Annotated in this window: 18 protein-coding genes; 4 read left to right on the plus strand and 14 right to left on the minus strand. The window is 60.1% G+C overall.

Going from position 1 to position 20,494, the window contains the following annotated elements; translation table 11 throughout:
- Positions 1-26 precede the first annotated feature (26 nt).
- The 6 genes from D5301_RS21480 to D5301_RS21510 all read right to left on the minus strand — a co-directional run bounded on the left by D5301_RS21480 (position 27) and on the right by D5301_RS21510 (position 7,737).
- Positions 27-3,272 (minus strand): CusA/CzcA family heavy metal efflux RND transporter, encoded by a 3,246-nt coding sequence (locus D5301_RS21480; RefSeq protein WP_153856829.1) that lies wholly within the window; start codon positions 3,270-3,272, stop codon positions 27-29.
- The gene (locus D5301_RS21485) at positions 3,272-4,441 is read right to left on the minus strand and encodes an efflux RND transporter periplasmic adaptor subunit (protein WP_153856830.1); all 1,170 of its coding nucleotides are present in this window, start codon (positions 4,439-4,441) and stop codon (positions 3,272-3,274) included. Before D5301_RS21485 ends, D5301_RS21480 begins: the two co-directional genes overlap by 1 nt.
- Positions 4,442-5,665, minus strand: coding sequence for a TolC family protein (locus D5301_RS21490; RefSeq protein ID WP_153856831.1), 1,224 nt, complete (start codon positions 5,663-5,665; stop codon positions 4,442-4,444).
- Between the two features lie 88 nt (positions 5,666-5,753).
- Positions 5,754-6,317: a sigma-70 family RNA polymerase sigma factor gene (locus D5301_RS21495; protein ID WP_324187369.1), complete on the minus strand. Its 564-nt coding sequence runs from the start codon at positions 6,315-6,317 to the stop codon at positions 5,754-5,756.
- 14 nt (positions 6,318-6,331) lie between these two features.
- Entirely contained in the window at positions 6,332-6,778 is a 447-nt protein-coding gene (locus tag D5301_RS21500; RefSeq protein ID WP_153856833.1) for a periplasmic heavy metal sensor, read from the minus strand.
- A gap of 692 nt (positions 6,779-7,470) precedes the next feature.
- Complete coding sequence (locus tag D5301_RS21510; RefSeq protein WP_153856835.1) at positions 7,471-7,737, minus strand: hypothetical protein; 267 nt, start codon at positions 7,735-7,737, stop codon at positions 7,471-7,473.
- Positions 7,738-7,800: 63 nt separating this feature from the next.
- On the opposite strand from D5301_RS21510, the gene D5301_RS21515 reads away from it, so the two are divergent.
- Complete coding sequence (locus D5301_RS21515) at positions 7,801-8,415, plus strand: hypothetical protein (protein WP_153856836.1); 615 nt, start codon at positions 7,801-7,803, stop codon at positions 8,413-8,415.
- A gap of 135 nt (positions 8,416-8,550) precedes the next feature.
- On the opposite strand, the gene D5301_RS21520 is transcribed toward D5301_RS21515, so the two are convergent.
- The 5 genes from D5301_RS21520 to D5301_RS21540 all read right to left on the minus strand — a co-directional run bounded on the left by D5301_RS21520 (position 8,551) and on the right by D5301_RS21540 (position 13,090).
- Positions 8,551-9,324 carry a hypothetical protein gene (locus tag D5301_RS21520; protein WP_153856837.1) on the minus strand — a complete coding sequence of 258 codons (774 nt, stop codon included), beginning with the start codon at positions 9,322-9,324 and terminating at the stop codon, positions 8,551-8,553.
- 85 nt (positions 9,325-9,409) lie between these two features.
- The gene (locus tag D5301_RS21525) at positions 9,410-10,117 is read right to left on the minus strand and encodes a hypothetical protein (RefSeq protein ID WP_153856838.1); all 708 of its coding nucleotides are present in this window, start codon (positions 10,115-10,117) and stop codon (positions 9,410-9,412) included.
- Between the two features lie 407 nt (positions 10,118-10,524).
- On the minus strand, positions 10,525-10,893 hold the full coding sequence (locus D5301_RS21530; protein ID WP_153856839.1) for an H-NS histone family protein: 369 nt from the start codon (positions 10,891-10,893) through the stop codon (positions 10,525-10,527).
- Between the two features lie 122 nt (positions 10,894-11,015).
- A complete protein-coding gene (locus D5301_RS21535; RefSeq protein WP_153856840.1) occupies positions 11,016-12,416 on the minus strand; it encodes a site-specific integrase in 1,401 nt (466 codons plus the stop codon).
- A gap of 395 nt (positions 12,417-12,811) precedes the next feature.
- Entirely contained in the window at positions 12,812-13,090 is a 279-nt protein-coding gene (locus D5301_RS21540) for a hypothetical protein (protein WP_153856841.1), read from the minus strand.
- Between the two features lie 192 nt (positions 13,091-13,282).
- On the opposite strand from D5301_RS21540, the gene D5301_RS21545 reads away from it, so the two are divergent.
- Both D5301_RS21545 and D5301_RS21550 read left to right on the plus strand, forming a co-directional pair.
- Positions 13,283-14,026: a hypothetical protein gene (locus D5301_RS21545; RefSeq protein WP_194936660.1), complete on the plus strand. Its 744-nt coding sequence runs from the start codon at positions 13,283-13,285 to the stop codon at positions 14,024-14,026.
- Positions 14,027-14,177: 151 nt separating this feature from the next.
- Positions 14,178-15,584: a hypothetical protein gene (locus D5301_RS21550; RefSeq protein ID WP_153856842.1), complete on the plus strand. Its 1,407-nt coding sequence runs from the start codon at positions 14,178-14,180 to the stop codon at positions 15,582-15,584.
- A 64-nt stretch (positions 15,585-15,648) separates the two neighbouring features.
- On the opposite strand, the gene D5301_RS21555 is transcribed toward D5301_RS21550, so the two are convergent.
- On the minus strand, positions 15,649-15,972 hold the full coding sequence (locus tag D5301_RS21555; RefSeq protein WP_153856843.1) for a hypothetical protein: 324 nt from the start codon (positions 15,970-15,972) through the stop codon (positions 15,649-15,651).
- 262 nt (positions 15,973-16,234) lie between these two features.
- Between D5301_RS21555 and D5301_RS21560 the strand changes: the two genes are divergently transcribed.
- Positions 16,235-17,815 carry a MobA/MobL family protein gene (locus tag D5301_RS21560; RefSeq protein ID WP_153856844.1) on the plus strand — a complete coding sequence of 527 codons (1,581 nt, stop codon included), beginning with the start codon at positions 16,235-16,237 and terminating at the stop codon, positions 17,813-17,815.
- Between the two features lie 717 nt (positions 17,816-18,532).
- Here the strand turns inward: D5301_RS21560 and D5301_RS21565 are convergent.
- Together D5301_RS21565 and D5301_RS21570 are read right to left on the minus strand one after the other, a co-directional pair.
- The gene (locus D5301_RS21565) at positions 18,533-19,018 is read right to left on the minus strand and encodes an RIP homotypic interaction motif-containing protein (RefSeq protein WP_153856845.1); all 486 of its coding nucleotides are present in this window, start codon (positions 19,016-19,018) and stop codon (positions 18,533-18,535) included.
- Positions 19,019-19,055: 37 nt separating this feature from the next.
- The gene (locus D5301_RS21570) at positions 19,056-20,285 is read right to left on the minus strand and encodes a nuclease PIN (RefSeq protein ID WP_228756480.1); all 1,230 of its coding nucleotides are present in this window, start codon (positions 20,283-20,285) and stop codon (positions 19,056-19,058) included.
- Positions 20,286-20,494 lie beyond the last annotated feature (209 nt).

The following is a 20,494-nucleotide window of genomic DNA, read 5'->3' on the forward strand; positions in this document are numbered from 1 at the left end:
CGTGAAGCCGTGGAAGGGGCTTGTGCTCAATCGACTTCGGGTACCGGCAGGGGGTCTTCAATGCCCGCGGCCTTCCTGCGCGCAGTTCTTCGGAGTACCAGCCCGCACAGCGCAGGCAGCACGAACAGTGTCAGTACGGTTGCCGTGGCAAGACCCCCGATAACCACTGTAGCCAGCGGCTTCTGCACTTCGGCGCCCGTGCCCGTGGCAATCGCCATGGGGACAAAGCCCAGGGAGGCAACCAGCGCGGTCATAAGAACCGGTCTAACGCGCTCCATCGCACCCAGTTCGACCGCCTCATCCGGCGGAAGCCCCTCGTGCAGGCGCTTCTTGATCGCGGAGATCAGAACCAAGCCGTTGAGCACCGCGACGCCAGATACAGCGATGAAGCCCACAGCAGCCGAGATCGAGAACGGAATTCCTCTCAACGCCAATGCAAAGAACCCACCGGCCAGAGCAAGTGGCACCGCAGTCAGTACCGTACCTGTCAGCAAACCGTTGCCAATCGCCATGTAGAGGACGGCCGCGATGAGGATGAAGCAGAGAGGCACAATGATCGCCAGTCGCTTCGTTGCCGCCTGCAGATTCTGGAACTGCCCGCCCCACTCGATCCAGGAACCCGTGGGCAACTGTACCTGCTGGCCAATCGCCACCTTGGCGTCGTCAACGAAGCTACCCAGGTCACGCCCGACCACATTCGCTTCCACATAGATTCGACGTTTGCCATTGTCACGGCTCACTTCGTTCAGACCCTGGGTGAAGCGGAAGCTGACCAATTCACGAAGCGGAACAGACTGACGGCCTTCCTGACTGCCTGGCGGCAGCATGACCGGAACGGCTCCCAGTACATCGAGATCGCTGCGGTCCACACGGGGCAGACGAACCACCACGTCGAAGCGCCGATCACCTTCGAAGATCTGGCCCGCCATGCGACCTGCCAGAGCAGCAGACACTGTGTCGGCCACTTCCTTGACGGTCAGTCCGTAACGGGCGATCGCGGCCCGGTCGAACGCCATGTCAAAGGTCGGGAAGCCTCCCGTCTGCGCCACACGGACATCCGATGCGCCCGGAATCTTCTTGAGGACGGCCGCAATCTTGTCAGCGCTGCCGGCAAGCGCCGTCAGGTCTTCGCCATAGATCTTGACTGCAACGTCGCTACGAACGCCGCCGATCAGCTCATTGAAGCGCATCTCGATGGGCTGGGTGGCGTCATAGTTGTTACCAACAAGAAAGGCTGTCTTTTCTCGAATCCTCTCGATCACCTGCTCTTTGGTCTTCACTCCATCCGGCCATTGGTCCTTGGGCTTGAGGATCACGTAGTTGTCTGACGCATTGGGCGGCATGGGATCTGCGGCCAGGCTTGCGGTACCGGCCTTGGAGTACACCGTCTGTACCTCCGGCAACGTCATCAGTGCCTTCTCAAGAGGAAGGTCGATGGCGACGGACTGCTCGATCGATGTGGACGGGATGCGAACGGAGGACAGGTTGAGATTCTGCTCATCCAATGTGGGCATGAACTCCCGACCCACAAAGCCAAAGGCCACAACGCCGGCCACCAGGACACCAAGACCACCGGCCAGGTAAGGCATGGGTTGGCGGATTGCGCTGCGAAGCATCGGCTGATAGCGGCTCTTGGTGGCAGCTACTACCCGTACTTCCTTCTCGGAAATGTGGCCCTTGAGCATGACCGCCACCATCGCCGGAACGAAAGTGAGGGAGAGCACGAATGCAGAGGCCAGCGCCAGCATCAGGGTAATGACCATCGGAGAGAACATCTTCCCCTCGACGCCCTGGAAGGTCAGGCAGGGCACGAAGACCAGGAAGATGACCGCCTGCCCATATACGGTCGGGCGGACCATCTCCTTGGACGAGGCGATCGTTTCATGCAGGCGCTCCGATAGATTGAGCGGGCGCCCAAGTGCATGCTGTCGCTCTGCCAGGCGGCGCAGTGCGTTCTCGACGATGATGACCGCGCCGTCGATGATCAGGCCAAAGTCGAGCGCACCCAGGCTCATCAGGTTGCCAGAGATCCCGAGCTTGTTCATGCCAATCGCGGTGATCAGCAGGGACAAAGGAATCACCAACGCAGCAATGACAGCAGCTCGCCAGTTTCCGAGCAATGCAAACAGGATGACTACGACTAGAAGAGCGCCTTCGGCCAGGTTCTTGGCGACGGTCTTGATCGTTGCGACAACCAGCTGGGATCGGTCCAGCGTGGGAACAATTCTCACGCCCGGCGGCATGGTCTTGCCGATCTCCTGCAGCTTGTCACCCACTGCGGCCGCCACAGTTCGGCTGTTGGCGCCAACCAGCATGAGTGCGCTGCCAACGACGGTCTCGTAGCCATTGCGGCTGGCGGCACCGCGACGGAGCTCACCGTCAACGACCACACGTGCGACGTCTCCCACCGTTACGGGAACTTCGTTGCGATTGCCCACAACGGCACGGGCAATCTCGTCCACGGAGCGGATGCGGGCGTCTGCCCGCACCAGATAGGACTCGCCCGACCTCTGGATGTAGTCTGCTCCGACCGACAGGTTGGCATCCTGCAACGCGTCGGCCAGGTCGGTATAGGAGAACCCGTACTCTGCGAGCTTGCTTGCATTGGGCTCAACGACATACTCCTTGACGTAGCCGCCGAGGCTGTCGACGTCTGCTACACCCGGTGTCGTGCGCAGCTGAGGCCGCACAATCCAGTCCTGGACTGTGCGCAAGTAGGCCAGACGTGCCATGTTGTCCGTCAGCCGTTCCCCCTGATCAGTCAGGAACGAACCGTCGCTCTGGAAGCCAGGCTTGCCATCATTTCGCGGGGCATCTTTGCCATCCGGGTGGATGAATTCAACGCTGTAGTGGAACACTTCGCCCAAGCCGGTCGAAACCGGGCCCATCAGCGGTTCGGCGCCCTCCGGCAACTGGGGCCGAGCCTGAGTCAGACGCTCGGTGACTTGCTGGCGCATGAAGTAGAGGTCCGCGCTCTCATCGAAGATCACCGTGACCTGGCTGAAGCCGTTGCGCGAGAACGACCGGGTGTTCGCGACACCCCGAAGTCCTGCCATCGCGGTCTCGATCGGGTAGGTAACGCGCTTCTCGACCTCCACCGGACTCAGCGTCGGGATGACGGTGTTGATCTGGACCTGCTTGTTCGTGATATCCGGGGTCACGTCGATCGGTAGCAGGTTCAGTTGCCACCCGCCGATCAACGCAATCACCAATGTGATGAACAGAACCAGCCAGCGGTGCCGTACGGCACCCGTGAGTACTTGCTCGATCATTACTCGTCTCCGCCCGACTTCTTCATCTCGGCCTTCACCAGAAACGCATTGCGGGTAGCAACCGGGGTTCCCGCAGTGACGCCAGAAAGGACCTGCGCCATACCGCCGCTACGGAGGCCGATGAAGACCGGCTGTGCGGTGAAGCCCTTACTGGTTCTGACGAAGAGGACGTCTTTTCCGTCGATGTTCTGGACCGCCTCTTCTGAGACAGACAACCCTTCACCTGAACCAGAAGCGGTGACCAGCCGGACCTGCACACCGTCACCCACAACCAATCCATTCGCTTCTGCGCTCGGGGTGATGACGACTGTGGCAGCCCTTGTCAACCCACCTACGGCGGCAGCGACTGAACGGACCTTGCCTGAGGTGACGCTTCCGTCGGAGCGGGTAATGGACGCGCTGTCGCCGGCCTTGATCCGACCGGTGTCACCTGCACGAACAGAGGCCTGAATCTCCACGCCATTGGAACCTGTGACCCTATAAAGGGAGGCCTGCGGCTCGACGAAAGCGCCCAGAGTCACTTGCGAGCTGCTGATGGTTCCATCGATGGGGCTGATGACGTTGACGCTGCCTCCTCCATCCACATTGGCGGTGCGAGCCACCAGGGCAGCGCGCTGTGCTTCCGCTTGCGCTGTGAGATAGGCGGCGCGACTCGCCTCAGCCTCTTGTCGTGCCAGCACGCCCTGGGCGAGCAACGACTCATCGCGCTTGACGTTCTTTTCGGCGAGGGAAAGGCTGGCGCTGGCCACACGAAGGTCAGCCGCAATACGGGCCCCATCAGGGCTGGCTACGCGTGCCAGCACTTCGCCCTTCTTCACCTTGTCGCCCACCTGCCGGATGACATCGGTGACGTTACCGGCCGCACGTGCCACCACGACGGCCTCACCACCGGGGATTGCCACGACCGAACCCGATGCGGTGATATTCGCCGCTACCTGAGCGGAAGTGACGGGCTCCACCGAGATCCCCGCAGCGGCAACATACTCCTTGGGAATCGCGACTTCCTCAGCCGCCTCCGCCGGCGCACTGGCGCTGGCTTCGTCTTTCGCGGGGTCGACCACCGGCTCTGAATGGGCGGATAAGCGTGCAATGCCAAATCCCGCGCCAAGCGCCAAGGTAGCCACGCCGATCATCGTCAGGGTGTTAACAGCCGGAATACTTCTCTTCATCTACATGTCTCCAAAGGCAATCTGACCGCTGGCCACGGCGAGCGATGCGTAGGCGGCAACGCGTGCGAGTCGTGCATCCACTACGCTCAGCCTCGCGTCCGTCAGCATGCGACGGCTAAGCAGCAGCTCAACCAGTGGGGTTTTACCGGCCTCATATCCCAAGCGCGCCATTCGGTAGGCTTCCGTGGCTGCTTCCTCTCCCTTGGAGGCAGCGATCAGTCCTCGCTTGGCGGCGTCAACACGCGCAAGCGCAGTCGCACGGTCCGCCTGGCTCTGGAGGCGTGCTGCATCCAATCGAGCACGGGCGGCGTCGCTCCGTGCTCGAGCTGCACTGATCCCGCCGCTGTTCCGGTCAAACAATGGGACGCTCAGGGACACGCCGACGACCAATGCGTCCCCACCGGCGGCGAAGTTGCGACGGCCTGCGGTGAGGTTCAGGTCCGGTGCCCGCTTGAAGCGTTCAGTGCGCAGAACCGCATCGCTCGCGTCGACGTCTGCCTTCGCAGACAGGACAGATGCCGAATCGACGTTCGAAATCGCGGGAGCAACCCACTCGCGCACCAGGAGTGACTCGGACGTGCCTGAGTAGGGTTCTGCTCTTCCCGCCAGTACTGATAGTTGCTCGAGAGCTGCGGCCGCCTCTGCCTCTCTTGAGGCGGCAATCGCTTCTGCTGAGCTCAAGCCGGCTTGGGCTTGTGCGACGCGCAGGCTGGCCTCCTTTCCTGCGTCAACCAGCGCCTGAGCTGCCTTCAGGTCGCCTCTGGCGCGATCAACATCTTCGGCAGCAATGTTGCGCCGTATCAGCCCAGCCTCGGAAGACGCGTAGGCAACGGCCAAGGCTGCAGCGAATTCGACTTGCGCCTGGTGCTGGCGAGCTTCGGCCGCCTGCAGCCCTTTCTCTCCCGCCTGGATTCGAGCCCCACGTTGGCCAAAGATCTCGAGTGGCTGGCTGATGGTGTAGGTCGTCTGCCGCTGGCTCGCGCCATTGCTGGGGGGAGCGTTGAGATTCTCTGCAAGGGCATCAATGGTGGGATTACGCAGCGCTCGCGCTTGGCGGGCTTCGCCCGCGGCAGCGGCCGTGTCAAATCCCTTTTCTTGAAGGAAGGGGGATTGGGCCTTGCTCTGCTCGAGCAGCGCGTTGAAGCTTGGGGCGTCGGCAGCATAGGCTTGGGAAATGCTGGTCAAGGCCAGCATCACCGTCAGAGCAAGCAATGATGGTTTCATGAGGATCCGGTGCAGTGGGGCCGCAGTCTCGGCCGTCTTTCTGCACTACGCGGCCTGCGCGGCCTTCCCCTCGAATCCGGCGAAAAATTTATTTCCCGCGGCTCAGTACATCTGTCAGCTTGGCCCGCGCTCTCAGCACCCGACCCTCTATTGTTTTGAGGCTGATACCCAGGGCGGAAGCTGCTTCAACCTGGGAAAGGCCGACGAAGGCAGTCAGAACCAGAGCTTCACGCAGGCTCGGGTCGATCGAGTTGAGAACCCTTCTTACTTTTGCGAGCTCAAGCTGAGAACCCGCAACCTGTTCTGGCCCGGCTTGCTCGGAATGCAGGGCGCGTCCTTCCTCATCATCCAAAGGCTTGGCCCGGAAGAGGAAGTGGCGGACCCGACGGAAGCGTTGTGTATCACGAACCTTGTTGATTCCAATTCGCATCAGCCAAGGAAGTACCGAGCGCGTCGGATCGTATTCCGATAAGCTGCGCCAAGCGGCAAGGAATGTCTCCTGCACAACATCATCGACGTCGGTTTCGGGCAGGCCCATGCCTCGAACCATCTGCTTGATCGCTGGCGAGTGGCGGCGGACCAGGCGAGCGAAGGCCTCAGCATCACCCGCCGCCGCCTCAACTGCCCAGTTGTTGTCGTCCTCGATGGTCACAACGTTCGTGTGGCTCAGGGAGAGTCAGTGCGAAGTGCTTCAAGCAGTGCCTTGTCGTAGGCCGGTCGGTGCTCTGGTTTCAAGCCCTGGCGCATCTCGAACACGTGCTCGAGCGTGATGCGCTGGAGATCGCCCGCAGCCCGCTCCACTTCGCGGCTTGCACGTTCCACCTGGGAGTTCCATTTGGGGTCAGCTGCGATGGCATCCGCTAGCTGGCGGTTGGCAATCCGCAGGCGCGCTTCGATCTCACCTCGCCTTGTTGCGAACAGCTGTTCCTTGGCCTGGAGGATCTGCTTCTCCGAGTCGTCCAGCGGCACCACGGCGTGAAGGCGTTCATGAAGATCGCTGTGCCCAGGATTGAGCGAGTGCCAGGTCCAGCCAATAGCCAGCGCGCACACGACTCCAATGATGGCGCCAGCGATTGTGGCCAGCGGCAGCCTCATAAGGGGTCCGATGGCCATCAGCGTTCCACCAGCAGAGCATATGGGGACATGGAAGCTGGGGCCGCGACCCATGTCGGGCGCGAAGGTGCCTGGGTGACAAAGAAGGCGGAGCCTACTCCCCCACAGGTGAGCACTGCCGAGAGGGCCGCGCATGCCAGCGCCCTGCGGAACTCGCGCTTCCCAGCCCATTGTGAGGGAGGGGGGTCCAAGGACAGTCGTTGCAACAGCGCGTCGGTGGCCCTGTCGTTGCCATCCAGCTTTGTGGTGGCCGAGGCCCTTTTGAGCCAGTCATCTAGATCATTCATCTGGAGATCTCCTCATCCTTCCTTTGTTATACGCCTGCTGGGGGTACTTCCCCTTGACTCTGTGTCCCCCCGTGGGGCTTCTGGCCCGAGCATCAGCGTTGGAGGGCCGGCATGATGGCATTGGTGGCAAGAACACAATCAAGAATGTGCACGCGTATGACCGGAAGCTAGCGCCCTGGGGCGCACGGGGAGCGGGGCGGCTTTGGCGGTGAACTGCTAGGGAGCGGGCATCGTGTCGTCCCCCAGACTCCACCGGCGACGTCGGTAAGGCGGCAGCCAAGTTGTCTGCGACAGCCACGCCGGAGTTTGGGGCATGTACTCCGACAGCTCTTGGGTATCTGCGGTAGGGTGCAAGCGATGAGCCTAAGGGCCGGACAGGGATGGGTCTGCCCGGCCCCCTGATCTCTATGCAAGAGCGCTGGTCTGACAAGTCAACGTGCGCAGGGCTTGCTGAATTGCGGCCGTGAACACTGGCCCGTCATTTCCCAAGTGAGTTTCGGCTGCGGCGACCAAGGCAAGCTCCCAGGTAAGGCCAAAGGTCTTCGGCTCGGGATGAGCGGCAATGAGCGCTCGGATCCCATATTCCAGTCCTTTGATGTAGCCACGATGGGCCTCCAGATCCGTTTGACAGGCCTCCAAGCGTGCGGCCAGCTCTTCGAGGGTAGGGGCCATGACATGACTCGACAGAGGTTGGGGTAGGTTAGATAGTAGGACAGGGGCCACAAGACTTTTGTTATGAGCATCCTCAATGTTCTAGTCAGTGCTGACCAGTTGGTCGTGACGGTGGATACCTGGGCGGAGGACGCCCTGAGTGGCCAAGCTTCGGCTGGGGCGAAGGTGCTGCTCATTCCTCAGCACCAGATCTTGCTGGCAACGAGGGGTTCAGCGCAGTTTTTCTTGCGCATCTATCAGCTCTCCTTGGAAGCCAGCTTCCGAGCGGACTTCTCCCTGGAACAGCTGATGGCGGAGCTGGGGCGGGTCATTGACCAGCTTTGGCCGAACTACGCCAAAGCCGTGGCTGAAGCGGGCTTGCCGGCAGAATACTGCACCACGGAGCTGGTGCTGGGCGGATGGTCCCCCAAAAACGGACGCATGATGGCCACCGCCTATGCCAAACACGACGCGGCGGTGCCCGCAGTGGTCCAGCCGATCACGGGGCAGCTCTCGTCGCCTGGTGAGCCCTTGCAGGGCTGGCCGGCCTCAATGGCAACGCCGGCTCTGTTTGAGGCGGCCCGGCGGCAGGCGCAGTGGCTCAACGAGAGAAGTGGGCGGAAGGTGGCCGGAGGACGGTTGCTACTGGGGTTCCTGCAGCAGGGCCAAGCCGTCGTGAAAGACCTCGGCGCTCTTTAAAAACTTGACCTTCTTCCCCTGGCTGGAAAAGCCAAGCTTCCGTAGGTAGGACGGACCAGGCCGCTGAAGCACGCGGGGGCCCAGATGGGCCGCATGGGCGGGAACTCGTGTCCCGGCAGATTGGAACAGGAATGGTCAGGTCTGAGCGATTTCTGAGTACAGGCGATCAACGTCTGCGCGTTCCTCATCGGTGTAAGAATGGCCTAGATAGAGTCCTGAATAGTCCATGGCAAGCGCGATGAATCGGTGTGCAGCTTGCGCAGCGGCGGGATTAGACAAGTCAAGGAACGCACAAAAGGCATGACCGGTTTGGGCGGCCAACTTGCCTAGCTCCTCCAAAAGTGCGCGCAGCGCCGTCGGGTCAAGAAATGGCCCGTTGTGCGCGTCCATCCCCATTGGCCGAAGCATCGCAAACCCTTCGACCGAGGGGTGTCCAGCCAGGCTGGAAAACGTGGCATAGATCTGTTCCCGCCGACTGCGTGCGACTCCCATGTCCGCGTCCAAGCGCTTCCTAACCGCTGCGGGAGCGAAGAGTGCCTTCTTCGTCTTGCGGTCAGCCGTACGCCACATGGCAATGTGGGTAGGGTCGATGTGGAAGGCGTTGATCAAGTAGGTGGTTTCAACAACGTCTCGGAGAAGGAGCGCAGCCGCTTGGTAGTAGCCCGAGGCCGTCAACTTCCATGACCCAGCAAAGTGATTGAAACAGCGTATCGCGAGGTGGCTCACGGTACGCTCGTCATCATTGGCTTGGTGGTGCTGGCGGAGCACGTCCAGAACGTCCATGGCCCGCTCTACCAAGGCCAAGTGATCTGAAAGATCTCGATGGGATGCGATCAGAGCAACGGAGCGCTCATGAAGTTCCTCTTCGCCTTGATGAAGCAGTTTCATGTTGCGCGGGATGTCGAACATCCTGGTTCCTTCAGCAAGCAGAGAGTGATTCGTTTCGCCGAGCCATTCTTTTCATTTCCGAGCACAACAAGCCGGTTCTCGATTGCTAGAGTCGACACAACTCTATGGAAGAGGCCGTCGTCCTTCCGATCCAGTCCTCCTGCGCAGGCAGCAAGTGGGGCGGCACTCTCGAGGTGGCCCTTTCGTTGTGGATCATTGCGGACAAATGAACAGCGGGAAAGTGCGGCGCGGTGCTGGAGAGCAGTGCTGCCTCTTGAAGGTCAAGCGCCCAAACTGCTGAAACTGGATCATATGCAGGATTGAGAAAGCTGTCCGCAGGCACGCCCACCGTCCCGCCGGCTTGGCCGGCTTTGCTCAGCGAAGGTCGGTGGGCATGGTCTGAATGGAGCACCTGTCCGGTGGACTGGCTTAGATGTAACTGCTGCGGTCCAATCGCATAGACCACTTCACCAGCCACAGGTGCTTGGCTGATCCCGTTGAGCGAACGAAAGGCGCCCTGCAGGAGATGCTGGTTAATTGCGACAACGTAGCTCTCGCCCGGCAACACGACACCTTTGGCCAAATAGCCGGCGCTCTTCCCTGGATCTCCCACAAGTTTCTGGTGCTTTTCCTTCAGCGCGCTGGTGTAGCGCAGTGCGATCACTTCGTGGGGATAGGTCCACACGCCTTCTTGGTGGGACACGTTCAGCCAGTGAGGGTCGATCCCCTTGGGCTCGGGAGTAATCAGCTCGATCCACACCGAATGACCGTTCTTCGCTGCGTTGAAGTCCGGTCCAGCAGAGGCGCTGGTCAACGAGAAGCCATCATCTCAAAGGTACTTTGCCAAGAGCATCTCCGCGAGCCTTTGGTGGTGTTCCGCGTGAGAACCCCGAGCCAGAAGTCTGGAGAAATGAGGGTCGGCCAACCCCATCTGGTGAAACTGGTCAAACAGTGTTGACATCGTCTGAATGACCTCCAAGCGTCGCCGCAGCGGAGGCTTGGTCCACCGTTGGCCCACCCTATCGAGGAACTCTACCTTGAGCACGCCTGCGAGTGGGCGCATGTCCTGTCCTGAAATGTTGGGTGGAACCGATCGGTGCCTTCGCTCGAGTGTATCCGCCGCCCATGGCAACCGGTCTCAGACCTTCCCATGCGCCCGCGTGCGTGCCGACAAAGGTCCTGGGCGTTGATTCGCCTTTGATCTTCGACCTGCACTTTGGACTACTTGATCAAGAACTCGCTGGAATCCTTCCCTTTCTGGACCAGAGCAGCAAGCCACCTTGGTTGGCGGCCACGTCCGGACCACGTTTCGCTGGGGTTGGCCGGATTGCGGTACTTAGGGGCGACCTTGCTGCCGGTGGACTTCGCGGGTTTGCGGCCAGTGCGCTTCTTGGATGACTCGGAAGAGGCCGTTGAAACCGCTCCGTAAAGCTCCTCAATCGTATAACCGTGGTCTTTGACGTATTGGTTGATCTTGGCTCGCATGGCGGCAGCCTTGGGCCGGGTCAGCACCTTGGTTTGTTGCTTCTCTGCTTGAGCGATCAGGGCTTTGAGTTCTTTGGCCGACAGGCCGCTGACATCGATCGTCATCTGTGTGGTCCAAGTGTCGAGGGCTTTAGCGTAATTCCAAATGGAATTCGATGCGAATGCTCCCTTGACCAGCCCAGGTCCCTCGTCATGAGTTGGTTGGACCTGGGCAGCAGCTGCTGGTATCACGGATGGAACTTGGTCGGGTCCCGCAACTGTTCCGCAAACTGCCCGCGCTCGTAGCGCGGCAGTTCCACGTTGGGCTGATACAACTCCAGGGCGCTGATCTGCTTGCTGCGCGTAACCTGCGGTTTCTTGTGGAGGTAGTGCTTGCGCAACACCTGGACCCGATCCCGTGGATCGGTGCTGTGGCGGGTGACCAGTGCAATCTCCTTCTCTGGAACGTCGTTGACATCCAATTCGGTCGCTAGGGTGTGGCGGAAGGCATGGAACCCGATCCCCTTGGCAAATCCCAGAGTCTTCAAGTAACGGCCAAAATCCACCACGAATTGCTGGCTGTAGCGCGCGTTGGTCTCCCCGCTCTTCCGGTTCACGCCGGCAGATAGGAGGGGGAACAGCCGCGGGTGGCCAGTGGCCTTCATGTCTTCGACGAACTCGAGGAAACCGGCGTCCAATAGGGGCTTGGCGATGGGGACGATGCGCATGCACCCGGCGCCCTTCATGCTTTGCCGGCTCCGCCGTTGGCGCTTCGGATCCGCGGCGAGGTCTTCATCGATGGTCTTTTGGAAGGCGATGCACCAGATGCCGCGCTCCTGGAGGATGTCGGTCAGCTTCAGCTGGCAGACCTCGTTGACCCGAGCGCCCGTGTAGAGGCCAATCATCGGTGCCCACCAGTGCTGCGGCTTTCTCGCCCAAGGGATGAAGGTGGCCGGGTCGAAGATGGCCTGCAGGTCTCCGTCCTCGAACAGGCGGATGGCCTTGTCGGGATCGATGGCGTGGTCTTCTTTTGGTTTGCGGAAGGCCTTCATGGGCGAGGACGCGATGGCTTGCCCGTTGACCAGGTGGTTGAAGAAAGCAACCAGGAAGCGGCGGTGGCGCTCTTCGGTGGCCGGAGCCAAGGGCTGTACGTCCTGCTCCTTCCCCAAAGTGATCGCGTCATCGAAGCTGAGGCGTTTCAGCAAGGGATCCGACAACAGGTTTTTCGGAGCCCAGCGCAGCAGCTGCCACAATGCTTGGATATGCTTGTAATCCACGCGGCAGGCCGAAATGTTGCCGCAGGTCAGCAGGAGAAGCTTCAGAGTGCGCTCGGTGGCGAGCACGGTCTTGGGATCCAGCTGCCGGCGGCGCATGTCCGCGAGGTGATCATCGATCTCTTTGGCCAAGGGACGAGCCGGTGTACCCATGGGCAGTTGCTGGGGATAGCGGGTTCCGTTCTTCAGCGCGCTCTTGCGGCCGATTTCGTCCAGCGCTGTCAGGATGCATTCCTGAAGATTGATTGCAGCTTCGCGGCCTTGAATCGTAGCTCGTTCAATCCGGAAACGACCGATGTGGATGCCCTCCAGATGAAGGGTGCCAAAGGGTGCGGCGATGTAATCGGTGAGTGCTGCGGAGGGTAGAGCGGTCATTGGTTCACTTCCATCTGGGGGATGGAAGTACGGATAAAACAGGCCGCAAATTCGTCAACAGGGTTGATACAAAAAGTTTCGCCCCACTCAACACCCCTAGATGTTGCTCTGGCTGCGAGGGTGCCCTCACCAACTCGCTAAATCAGTTATCTCTGTGAAAGCCTTTGAAATAAGGGTTTTCCGGCGGATTCTAAGTCAGTAATCGCAGTCATTACCGTACTGTTTGCACTGAACAAGCTAACAAAGTCCTTCAAAAACGAAGATCTGAAAATGAATGAATGATAAATGGAAGTTTCTGTCGTTAGTTTTATTGAGTAAATGATTTAGGGGCGGGCGTTGTCAGCTGCACCTGCGCGGGAACTCAGTCCTGAGCGTATAGCGCGCCGTTTACATAGTCAGCACGGGGGCGGCGGCCCGGCTCGTCCACGCCTGCGCCAAGCCAGGACTTGGCCGGTCACGGCGGTGAGCAATAGCAATGCGTTGGTCACGACAAAGACGGTTGAACCTAGGAGAGCGCTGTAGATCGTGAACAGCGTGGATGCGGTCATTTGACCGACGAACAGCCACTTCGACACGGTTTCAGGGTGGGGCGATCGCCACTGTTTGACCATTTGGCGGACCAGGGTGGCGATCAACACCACGGTCGCGGCCCAGCCGAGGATATCCGGGTGCATCGATTTCCTTTGACCAGCGTTGGCACGGTTCACTACACCATGCCCGGGCCGCCCCGGAGGTCGTGTGAGTGGCCCCTATAGATGGCGTGAGCGTCCACCCGGGCCGGGCGAGTGTCTGTCGCATATTGCGCCGTTGATGGCCCAATAGCTGCCCGCTAATCTCTCTTTCTGAGGAGCTGGAAGAGAAGGGCTATGAGCGACGAAGATCTGGATCAGAGGGTTCGCCAAATCGATGGTTGGATTCGGGCCTTGACCAGCGAAGTACACTTCTTGGACGAACGGGTCCATTTGCTCAAGCCTCTGGTAAAAGACAGTGATGTGCAGGCTGCCATGAAGGCTAAGCTTGACCATTCGCAAGGCGTGGGGCTCTGGAACCACTTGGTGCCACTGTTGGGTCAGGACTACATCCGCGAACTTGCCAGGCTATTTCTCGACAAGGGAGAGAAGACCGGTAGCCTCATGAACATCTGGCGCAAGCTTCAGGTGCCGGGGGTCCGCGATCGCTATCGGGACAGTTATGGCGGTATGTTCGATGATCTCGAAGAAGAACCGATTGAGGGCATCAGTGAAGCGACGAGAGAAGAGTGGCGGCAGCGACGACGCGACCGAAACAAGGACGGTTTTGACAATGAGTGGGCGGCCGTCTCAGTAGCGATGAACGAGCTTTCCAACGATCATGTGGGCAAAAGCGTCAAGACGTTCCGTGACAAAAGGCATTCCCACTGGGAGATGCAGTTGATTGGTCAGGAGCCTGCGCCCTTTGACATCGGCACACTGGACCTCACCTACGACGGCGTGTTTGAGTTTGGCAGGCGGTGCGAAAAGGTCTTGGCAGATCTTGGTAAGTTGCTCACCCATACGCACTGGGAACCTTCCGAGTTCAGTGAGATGAGCGCCGAGCAGGGAAGGGCACTGTGGTTGACCCTGGCTAATTGAGACAAGGTTGGCGGAGATCATTAGGGAATTTTCAAGACGATTGGGCTGACCGGAACCGGGTCGTCGTTGAAAGGTCGTGCTTCCAGTGGATTGCTTGCAATGGCAGGCTGTGCCCGGACGTGTGATCCCATCTTTGACCGTCGGAGCAGTCATGGAGCCTATGCCCTTAGCGCTTTTCGCCGTGTTCGCACTCTCTTTGCCCAGGGGGTTGGGGTTCGGTGATGACCTTCCCGTAAGCGCGTGGAAGAGCTCGGATGGTATCACGGTGTGTGCGCTGACGAAAAATGTGATCACGGGTAACTTCGGAGTGCTTGTGATGCGGCGCCAAGTGGACGATGTCTGGGTCGTCCTGCGCAGAGAGGCAGACGCCTTTGATCTGTCGCGCGCCATGGAGATCATCAGGGATGCTTGCGGAGAGGCCGCAGGCAAGCTGCCGGTCCCTCCTGGGGTGAAGCACCGTCCTCCACTTGTGGGCAAGGGTGCTAGGGAGTTCAGCGAAATTTTCAAACTTCTCGCGCACCCCTGTAGACGGCGCGGGGCATCGATGCTCAATGAGCTCTACTTGGCGATGCCAAACCCAGATGCCAATTGGGCCAGCGACTGTCGCACAGGAAATTTCCACACCCGACTCTGGGAAGCGCTTCTGTTTGCGAGCCTGAAGGAACAGGGCCTGTGGGTCGATCAGAATCATCCGTCGCCAGACTTCTATGTGCGGAATCGGACGGGAGACGACGCATGGATTGAGGCCGTCACGACTAACCCCGTAGTGCCTTACGATCACGCCCATTCTCAAGAGGCCGAGCCACCTTTGAACCGGCGAGAAAGAATGCTGGGAGGGGCTGCCGAGCGTTATGCAAAGACCTTGAAGAACAAGTTGGACAAAGCGTATGTGCGCATGGATCACGTCGTTGGGAAGCCCTTCGCCATCGCCATTGCGGATTTCCATGCGCCCGGTTCGATGGTTTGGAGCCGTGTAGCGCTGATGGCGTACCTCTATGGGTTCTATGCGAAAGAGATAGAGGTGCGGGGCAAGCGGGTGGCGGTCTCTCAAGATGTGCATGTCCTGCCGGGCGCTCCCAAGATCCCGGCGGGCTTGTTCTTCACTCCGGAGGGTGAAGAGTTGTCGGCTGTGATCTTCAGCCAAGGCGCGACCCTTGCAAAGCTCAGTCGCGTCCCTTACTCGTTCGATCTTCCCGCAGACGACTACCGTTACGTTCGCTTTGGAGAACTCAGCGATTTTACGCCCGGTGGCTTGCGCGGGGTGCCGTTCTGCATGGACGTAAACACAGACGAATACCGCGCGCTTTGGGCACCCTATGATCACGAGCCCTGGACGGCAGAGATGGAGGTGTTCCACAACCCGAACGCCAAGTATCCGTTGAGTCCCGCGCTTCTTCCAGAGGCCACGCACTGGCTTTCGGTTGATGGCGTGCTGGACTGCAAAGCCTTCTTTCAGAACACTGTTCTGAAGTCAAAAACCTTGATTCAAGGCGTAGATAGGCCTGTTCCGACTGTGGACGACCTGATCTTTAGGGAGACAACCGAAGGCGAAGAATGAGCGCTGCCAGTGGCCGGCAACGTCTCCCAGAGCGTGTGTAAGCCGCATCGGCGGTTTTGTTGCCTCAGTGCAGCCCGCGTGAGCCTTTCGCTGCGTCGTCGAGGAGCTGGTTTCCCCGCATCACAGCAGCTTCGCGCACAGACGGTTCCGCGCGCGCGTGCATGTGATTGGAAAGGGCGCCTAACAGTTCATCGTCATCGATCTTGTCCGCTCCAGCTAGAATCGCGAGGCCCGCGATTCGTTTGCGACGCTTGGCTTGCACGCGCCTTTCAAGGTCCTTTGCTTTGCTGTCTCGCCTTTGCTGTGCCAGCAAGTCTCTCGCTTGCAGCTGGGCGAGCCGTTTGGTCGCGCGGGCAATGCGTTCTTGGTAGTGATCAGTTGCGCTCATGTAGTTCTCCAGCGAATTCACGCCCAGTCAAGCAGAGAAATGCACGCCGTCAAGGATGCCTTTGAGTTCGATTCTAAAAGTTGCTGCGTGGGCGCTGGCGGCTGAATTCAACGCATCGTAGCGAAACGCAAGAGCGCACCTAGGCGTTCCTGCGGAACGCGTGCGCAAAGGGCTTCGCCCCTTGAACCCCAATCGCTTCCAGCGCTTGCGAAAATCCAAAGCCACGGCATAAACAAAGCCACATCCACTGCTTTGGAGCCGCATGGCCATCTACCACGCCAACGTCAAAACCTTCAGCCGAGCCAAGGGGCACTCGTCCGTCGCGGCAGCCGCCTACCGTGCCGGACTTCTTCTCGAAGATACGCGCACCGGGCAGCGCCACGACTACCGTCGGCGAGACGGCGTGGTTGAATCACGCTGCATCATTCCCGACGACGCACCAGGTTGGGCCCTGGTGCCTGCCTCGCTTTGGACGGAGGCCGAGGCCGCGGAACGCCGCAAGGATTCCACCATCGCACGGGAGTTCGAGTTTGCGCTGCCCCACGAGTTGGACGATGACCAGCGATCGTCTCTTGCCCTCGCGGTGGCGCGGGCATTGGTGGACCGCTACGGCTTTGCTGCACAAGCCAGCATCCACAGTCCCGGCAGCAAAGGAGGCATGAATTGGCATGTCCACATTTTGGCAACCACGCGCCGACTTGGCCCTGACGGCTTCCTGGACAAAACCCGAGAGCTCGACGGAGGCCCTGCGGGTCGGGCCGAGGTCGAGTGGATTCGGGAGTTGGTGGCCGCGACGACGAATGCGCATCTGGAAGCTGCGAATCTGGACGTTCGCGTAGATCACCGAAGTCTGAAGGCCCAAGCCGACGAGGCGCTCGCGCGCGGGGATCTTGTGGCTGCCGCAGTCCTGTCACGCGCGCCCACGCGTCACCTGGGAAAAGACGCGTCAGCCATCGAACGCCGAGGGGAGTACTCAGAGCTAGGGGAGAGGAACAGGTCCATTCAGGAGGCGAACCAACACGCCTTCGATGAAGTGCTAGCCCGGTTTGAACAGGAAAGCCGGGCCGCGGCGCCTGAGGGGCACAGTGAAGCGCAGGCCCACCGCGAGGCAAGGCGCTCGACCATCGATCAGACGCTTGCCTTCTCCGATGGTCAGATCGTTGTATCGTACGGGTTGGGCAAAGCCATCGGCGAGAGGCGCTCCGACGGCAGCACCGAGGGTGTTTCCAGGGAGGCCCCCTCGGTGGAGGCCATCCGGATTGAGGTGGTCCGTCAAGGCGACGCGCTCAGGGATGAATTGGCTGCCCATGCGCTCCATTCCACGCTGAAGGCGGTCAGTGCACTGGCGAGCGGAGAAGTCGTTCCCGAAGAGTGCAAGGAGCATCGTTCGGCGCTCAACGCACTGCTGCTGGGCTTGAAGCGGTTTGCAGCAGCATTGGTGCGTTTCCCCAAGCGTCTTAAAGCTGTGCGCCGTGCGATCCGATTGCGGCACATGGCCGAACAGGCGTGGGACGACTTTGTGGCGAACCACCCGGAGCCTGGAGTGTCTTGGACAACTCGTGAGTGGGCCAGGCGTCGCGGCCGCCGGTTGGCAGCTCTGGAGCAGCGGTCTGCTGAGTTGGCTTCAGCCCAAGCTGCCGCAACCCCGGAGCAGGAGGCGATCTTGGCCGAAGACCTACGCTTGCGCGAAGAGTGCTTGGAGGCCGCGAGCGTGGCTGTCTTGGAACGTTGCTCTGTTCGAGCCGAGCCAACCCGGGAGGCGCAGTCGGACTTCCAGGAGTGGCCCGTCGCGTCGGACGCGTCCCAGCCATCCGCCATTCCACGGCGCCCCAGGTTGCACTAAACGCAACGAGCCCCGCCTAGCGGGGCTCCTCTCGTTTCAGGTGGCATCCTTCAATGGATAGAAGGCCCCGAGTTCCGCGACACTGAAGGTGACGTGCTCTTCTTGGCGCGGCTCCGCCGCCATTCGTCTGTCGGGATGAACGTGCGGTCCACCACGGCTTCACGTGTGCGCGTCTGGGGCACCGGCGTTGGGGGTGTGAACTTGCCACGCCGTGGCTGGTCCTCCTCCCACTGCCGAATCAGTTCGGCGGACACGTCCAAAGCATGCCTCACGTCTTCGACGCGATCGCCCAATTGGCGAGAGGAGCCTTGTGACATGAGCGCGATAAGCAGTTGGCTGGCGATTTTGAACTGTGGGTGAGAGAACACGGTTGAGCTCCTTTGGGCCGAGGTGGTGTGCTCATCAAAGCACCATCGCCTCGCTTGGCAACCCAGGATTTTGGGCCTTCTTTCACAGAAGCCGAAGTTGGTCATGCTTGAAAATCATCAGCTTTGGCCGTGCTGAAAACGCGCATAGGCATTCCGATCGCACCCTGGCAGGACTGATCGTTGACGGGCTCGCACTGGGCTAGGAATTGCTCTGAAGACTAGATAGGGAAGCTCAGCGGGCTACCCTGACTTGAGAAGCATGATGTCCGCAATGCGCTGAAGCTGTTGAAGATGGTCTGGCGACTCGCTGGACCACCGACGCGTTAGAGCCTCGTCTCCTGGCTGGTGTTCAGCCAGCGAGGCCGCCCGCAATACCACCGGCGATCGCGACAAAAATGGGATGTTCAAGGAGCTTGGCCAAGCGTGACTTGGCTTCTACCTTTTGTCCCTCTGTCGCACTCGATGCATCGATAGCTTGATGCAATGCCTGGATCGCTCCAACGACATTCTGGGTGTTGTGGTCGCCAATCTGGATGGAGTGCGAGCCTTGAATGTTGATGGTATTCGCTCGCTGCTGGTTTGTAGGGGGAGTTCCAATCTTCAGTTGGAAGTGAGGGCCAAAGCCACCGATGCCGACATCATAGAAAGGGGCGCTCTGGATGTAGGAGCGCTCAGTTTTCCCGCCTGGGAGCGTTCGGGTCACGTAGTCGCCAGAGTCCACGTCTGCGGTTGGGTCATTCAAGATGACGGTGGTTCCCGCAAAGGTGGCTTGGTAAGGGCCTTTAACTTCCCCAGACGGCTTTTCGATGAAGGCTTCCTGCTTCTTGCTGATCATGACGTTGAGCTCCTTTTTCTATCGTTGCGATTTCGGATCACATGAAAAGTCGGTAGGGATAACTATTACCAGGAAGATCTTGGACGTTGGAGATGGTCCTGGCGAGCTTCTGGGAGTAACGGATGCTGACGGGCACTGGGTCGTAGAGTGCGTCATTGTTCCAGTCCATTTTGGTCAGCGCCAACGTTTCGTGGGCGATCGTTTCCAGTGGTCCGCTGCCCGCGTGACGCGTCAGTAGAAGTGGACGTGGGATGCTCTTCCCGCCTTGGTAGTAGTCTGATTTGCTTGAAACGTCTGAAACATTGCCTGCAGCCCAAAGAAGAGCGGACGTGCCCGACCGGGGGACGAAGGTGCCGCGGGGGACTGGGTATCTCGCTGGCTGGGTGCGCGCCGTCCCACCAGAGGATTTGACCAGCCATACTCCCCGCCAAGTCGGTCTGGAGCTGATCTCGATGCATTCCACCTCGGGGACGGCCGTCAAGGCGTCGCGAGCACCGAGAACCTCCTCTTCTTTGAACGCATTGCTCTTGTGAATGACCATTCGCCGGGGGAGAATGCCTCCATTGCGCTGTTGGTAGATCGATAGACTGCGGGCAATAACGGCTCGCATGTCTTCTCGTGACAAGAACGGATTCCTTCGTGCTTCGCGCACGTCCTTGACCGGATCCTTTGCCTCGAACGCCACGAACTGCATGCCGCCCCCGTCCATGTCGAACACCTGCGAGCAGCAGGTGACAAAGTGGGTTTCGTCGTTGACCTTCTTCAGCGCGTATGCCAAACCAATGTAGGCAGTGTCCGCGGGCACCCCCGCCAGAGGGGCGAGCTTCCAGGGAATGCCGCCGGCTTTGACATAGAGCGCGATCGACAGCCTCCAAGCCAGCTGAGCCTTGTTGGAGAAGCTGAAGGTCCGGTCGTTGACCACTTGGGTTGGGATGCCGTGCTTTGCTCCCAATGCCTTGAGGACATCGTGCGCGTCGAACCCGTCCCCGGACGTGTGAGGAAGCCACGCCTCTGGGAGATGGACTAGGACCACGTCAAACTGTTCGTGTCTTGTGCTTAGTTGCGAGAGAGCTGCGTCGAAGGCGGCCACCAGGCGATGCTGAAGCGGGCCAGATCCTGGAAGATCGTTGATGGAGTCGGGCCAGCGGATGTGGTTGGCCTTGTCCGAGGAAGCTAAGTCCACGCCGAATACACTGGCGAAACCGGGAAAATCTGGGGCGTAGCCGCTCCTATCGCTAGCCCCATGTCGCTCTTTCAGCGATGCCATAAGTGCACCCCGAGTCCAGAACGCACTTGCTGGGCCCACTGTGGCGATGCGAACGGTGGGCGTGAACTGGCTGAATGTCTGGGACGAGAAGGGGCCGTAGTGCGCCAGCCCGCGAAGGGGGTGGACGTCTCGCCCCCCGGAGTGCTCAGGAGAAAAGGCCAGCTCCGGTTCCGAAAGCAAGGACAGCGGCGGTAGCTGCGAGCGAGAAA

This window comes from Stenotrophomonas sp. MH181796 (assembly GCF_009659995.1).
GTDB classification, from domain to species: domain Bacteria; phylum Pseudomonadota; class Gammaproteobacteria; order Xanthomonadales; family Xanthomonadaceae; genus Stenotrophomonas; species Stenotrophomonas riyadhensis.

Coding starts and splice junctions, on each gene's coding strand:
- D5301_RS21480 (WP_153856829.1), bottom strand. CDS start 3,272: ATGATCGAGCAAGTACTCACGGGTGCCGTACGGCACCGCTGGCTGGTT.
- D5301_RS21485 (WP_153856830.1), bottom strand. CDS start 4,441: ATGAAGAGAAGTATTCCGGCTGTTAACACCCTGACGATGATCGGCGTG.
- D5301_RS21490 (WP_153856831.1), bottom strand. CDS start 5,665: ATGAAACCATCATTGCTTGCTCTGACGGTGATGCTGGCCTTGACCAGC.
- D5301_RS21500 (WP_153856833.1), bottom strand. CDS start 6,778: ATGGCCATCGGACCCCTTATGAGGCTGCCGCTGGCCACAATCGCTGGC.
- D5301_RS21510 (WP_153856835.1), bottom strand. CDS start 7,737: ATGGCCCCTACCCTCGAAGAGCTGGCCGCACGCTTGGAGGCCTGTCAA.
- D5301_RS21515 (WP_153856836.1), top strand. CDS start 7,801: ATGAGCATCCTCAATGTTCTAGTCAGTGCTGACCAGTTGGTCGTGACG.
- D5301_RS21520 (WP_153856837.1), bottom strand. CDS start 9,324: ATGTTCGACATCCCGCGCAACATGAAACTGCTTCATCAAGGCGAAGAG.
- D5301_RS21530 (WP_153856839.1), bottom strand. CDS start 10,893: ATGACGATCGATGTCAGCGGCCTGTCGGCCAAAGAACTCAAAGCCCTG.
- D5301_RS21535 (WP_153856840.1), bottom strand. CDS start 12,416: ATGACCGCTCTACCCTCCGCAGCACTCACCGATTACATCGCCGCACCC.
- D5301_RS21540 (WP_153856841.1), bottom strand. CDS start 13,090: ATGCACCCGGATATCCTCGGCTGGGCCGCGACCGTGGTGTTGATCGCC.
- D5301_RS21545 (WP_194936660.1), top strand. CDS start 13,283: ATGAGCGACGAAGATCTGGATCAGAGGGTTCGCCAAATCGATGGTTGG.
- D5301_RS21550 (WP_153856842.1), top strand. CDS start 14,178: ATGGAGCCTATGCCCTTAGCGCTTTTCGCCGTGTTCGCACTCTCTTTG.
- D5301_RS21555 (WP_153856843.1), bottom strand. CDS start 15,972: ATGAGCGCAACTGATCACTACCAAGAACGCATTGCCCGCGCGACCAAA.
- D5301_RS21560 (WP_153856844.1), top strand. CDS start 16,235: ATGGCCATCTACCACGCCAACGTCAAAACCTTCAGCCGAGCCAAGGGG.
- D5301_RS21565 (WP_153856845.1), bottom strand. CDS start 19,018: ATGATCAGCAAGAAGCAGGAAGCCTTCATCGAAAAGCCGTCTGGGGAA.
- D5301_RS21570 (WP_228756480.1), bottom strand. CDS start 20,285: ATGGCATCGCTGAAAGAGCGACATGGGGCTAGCGATAGGAGCGGCTAC.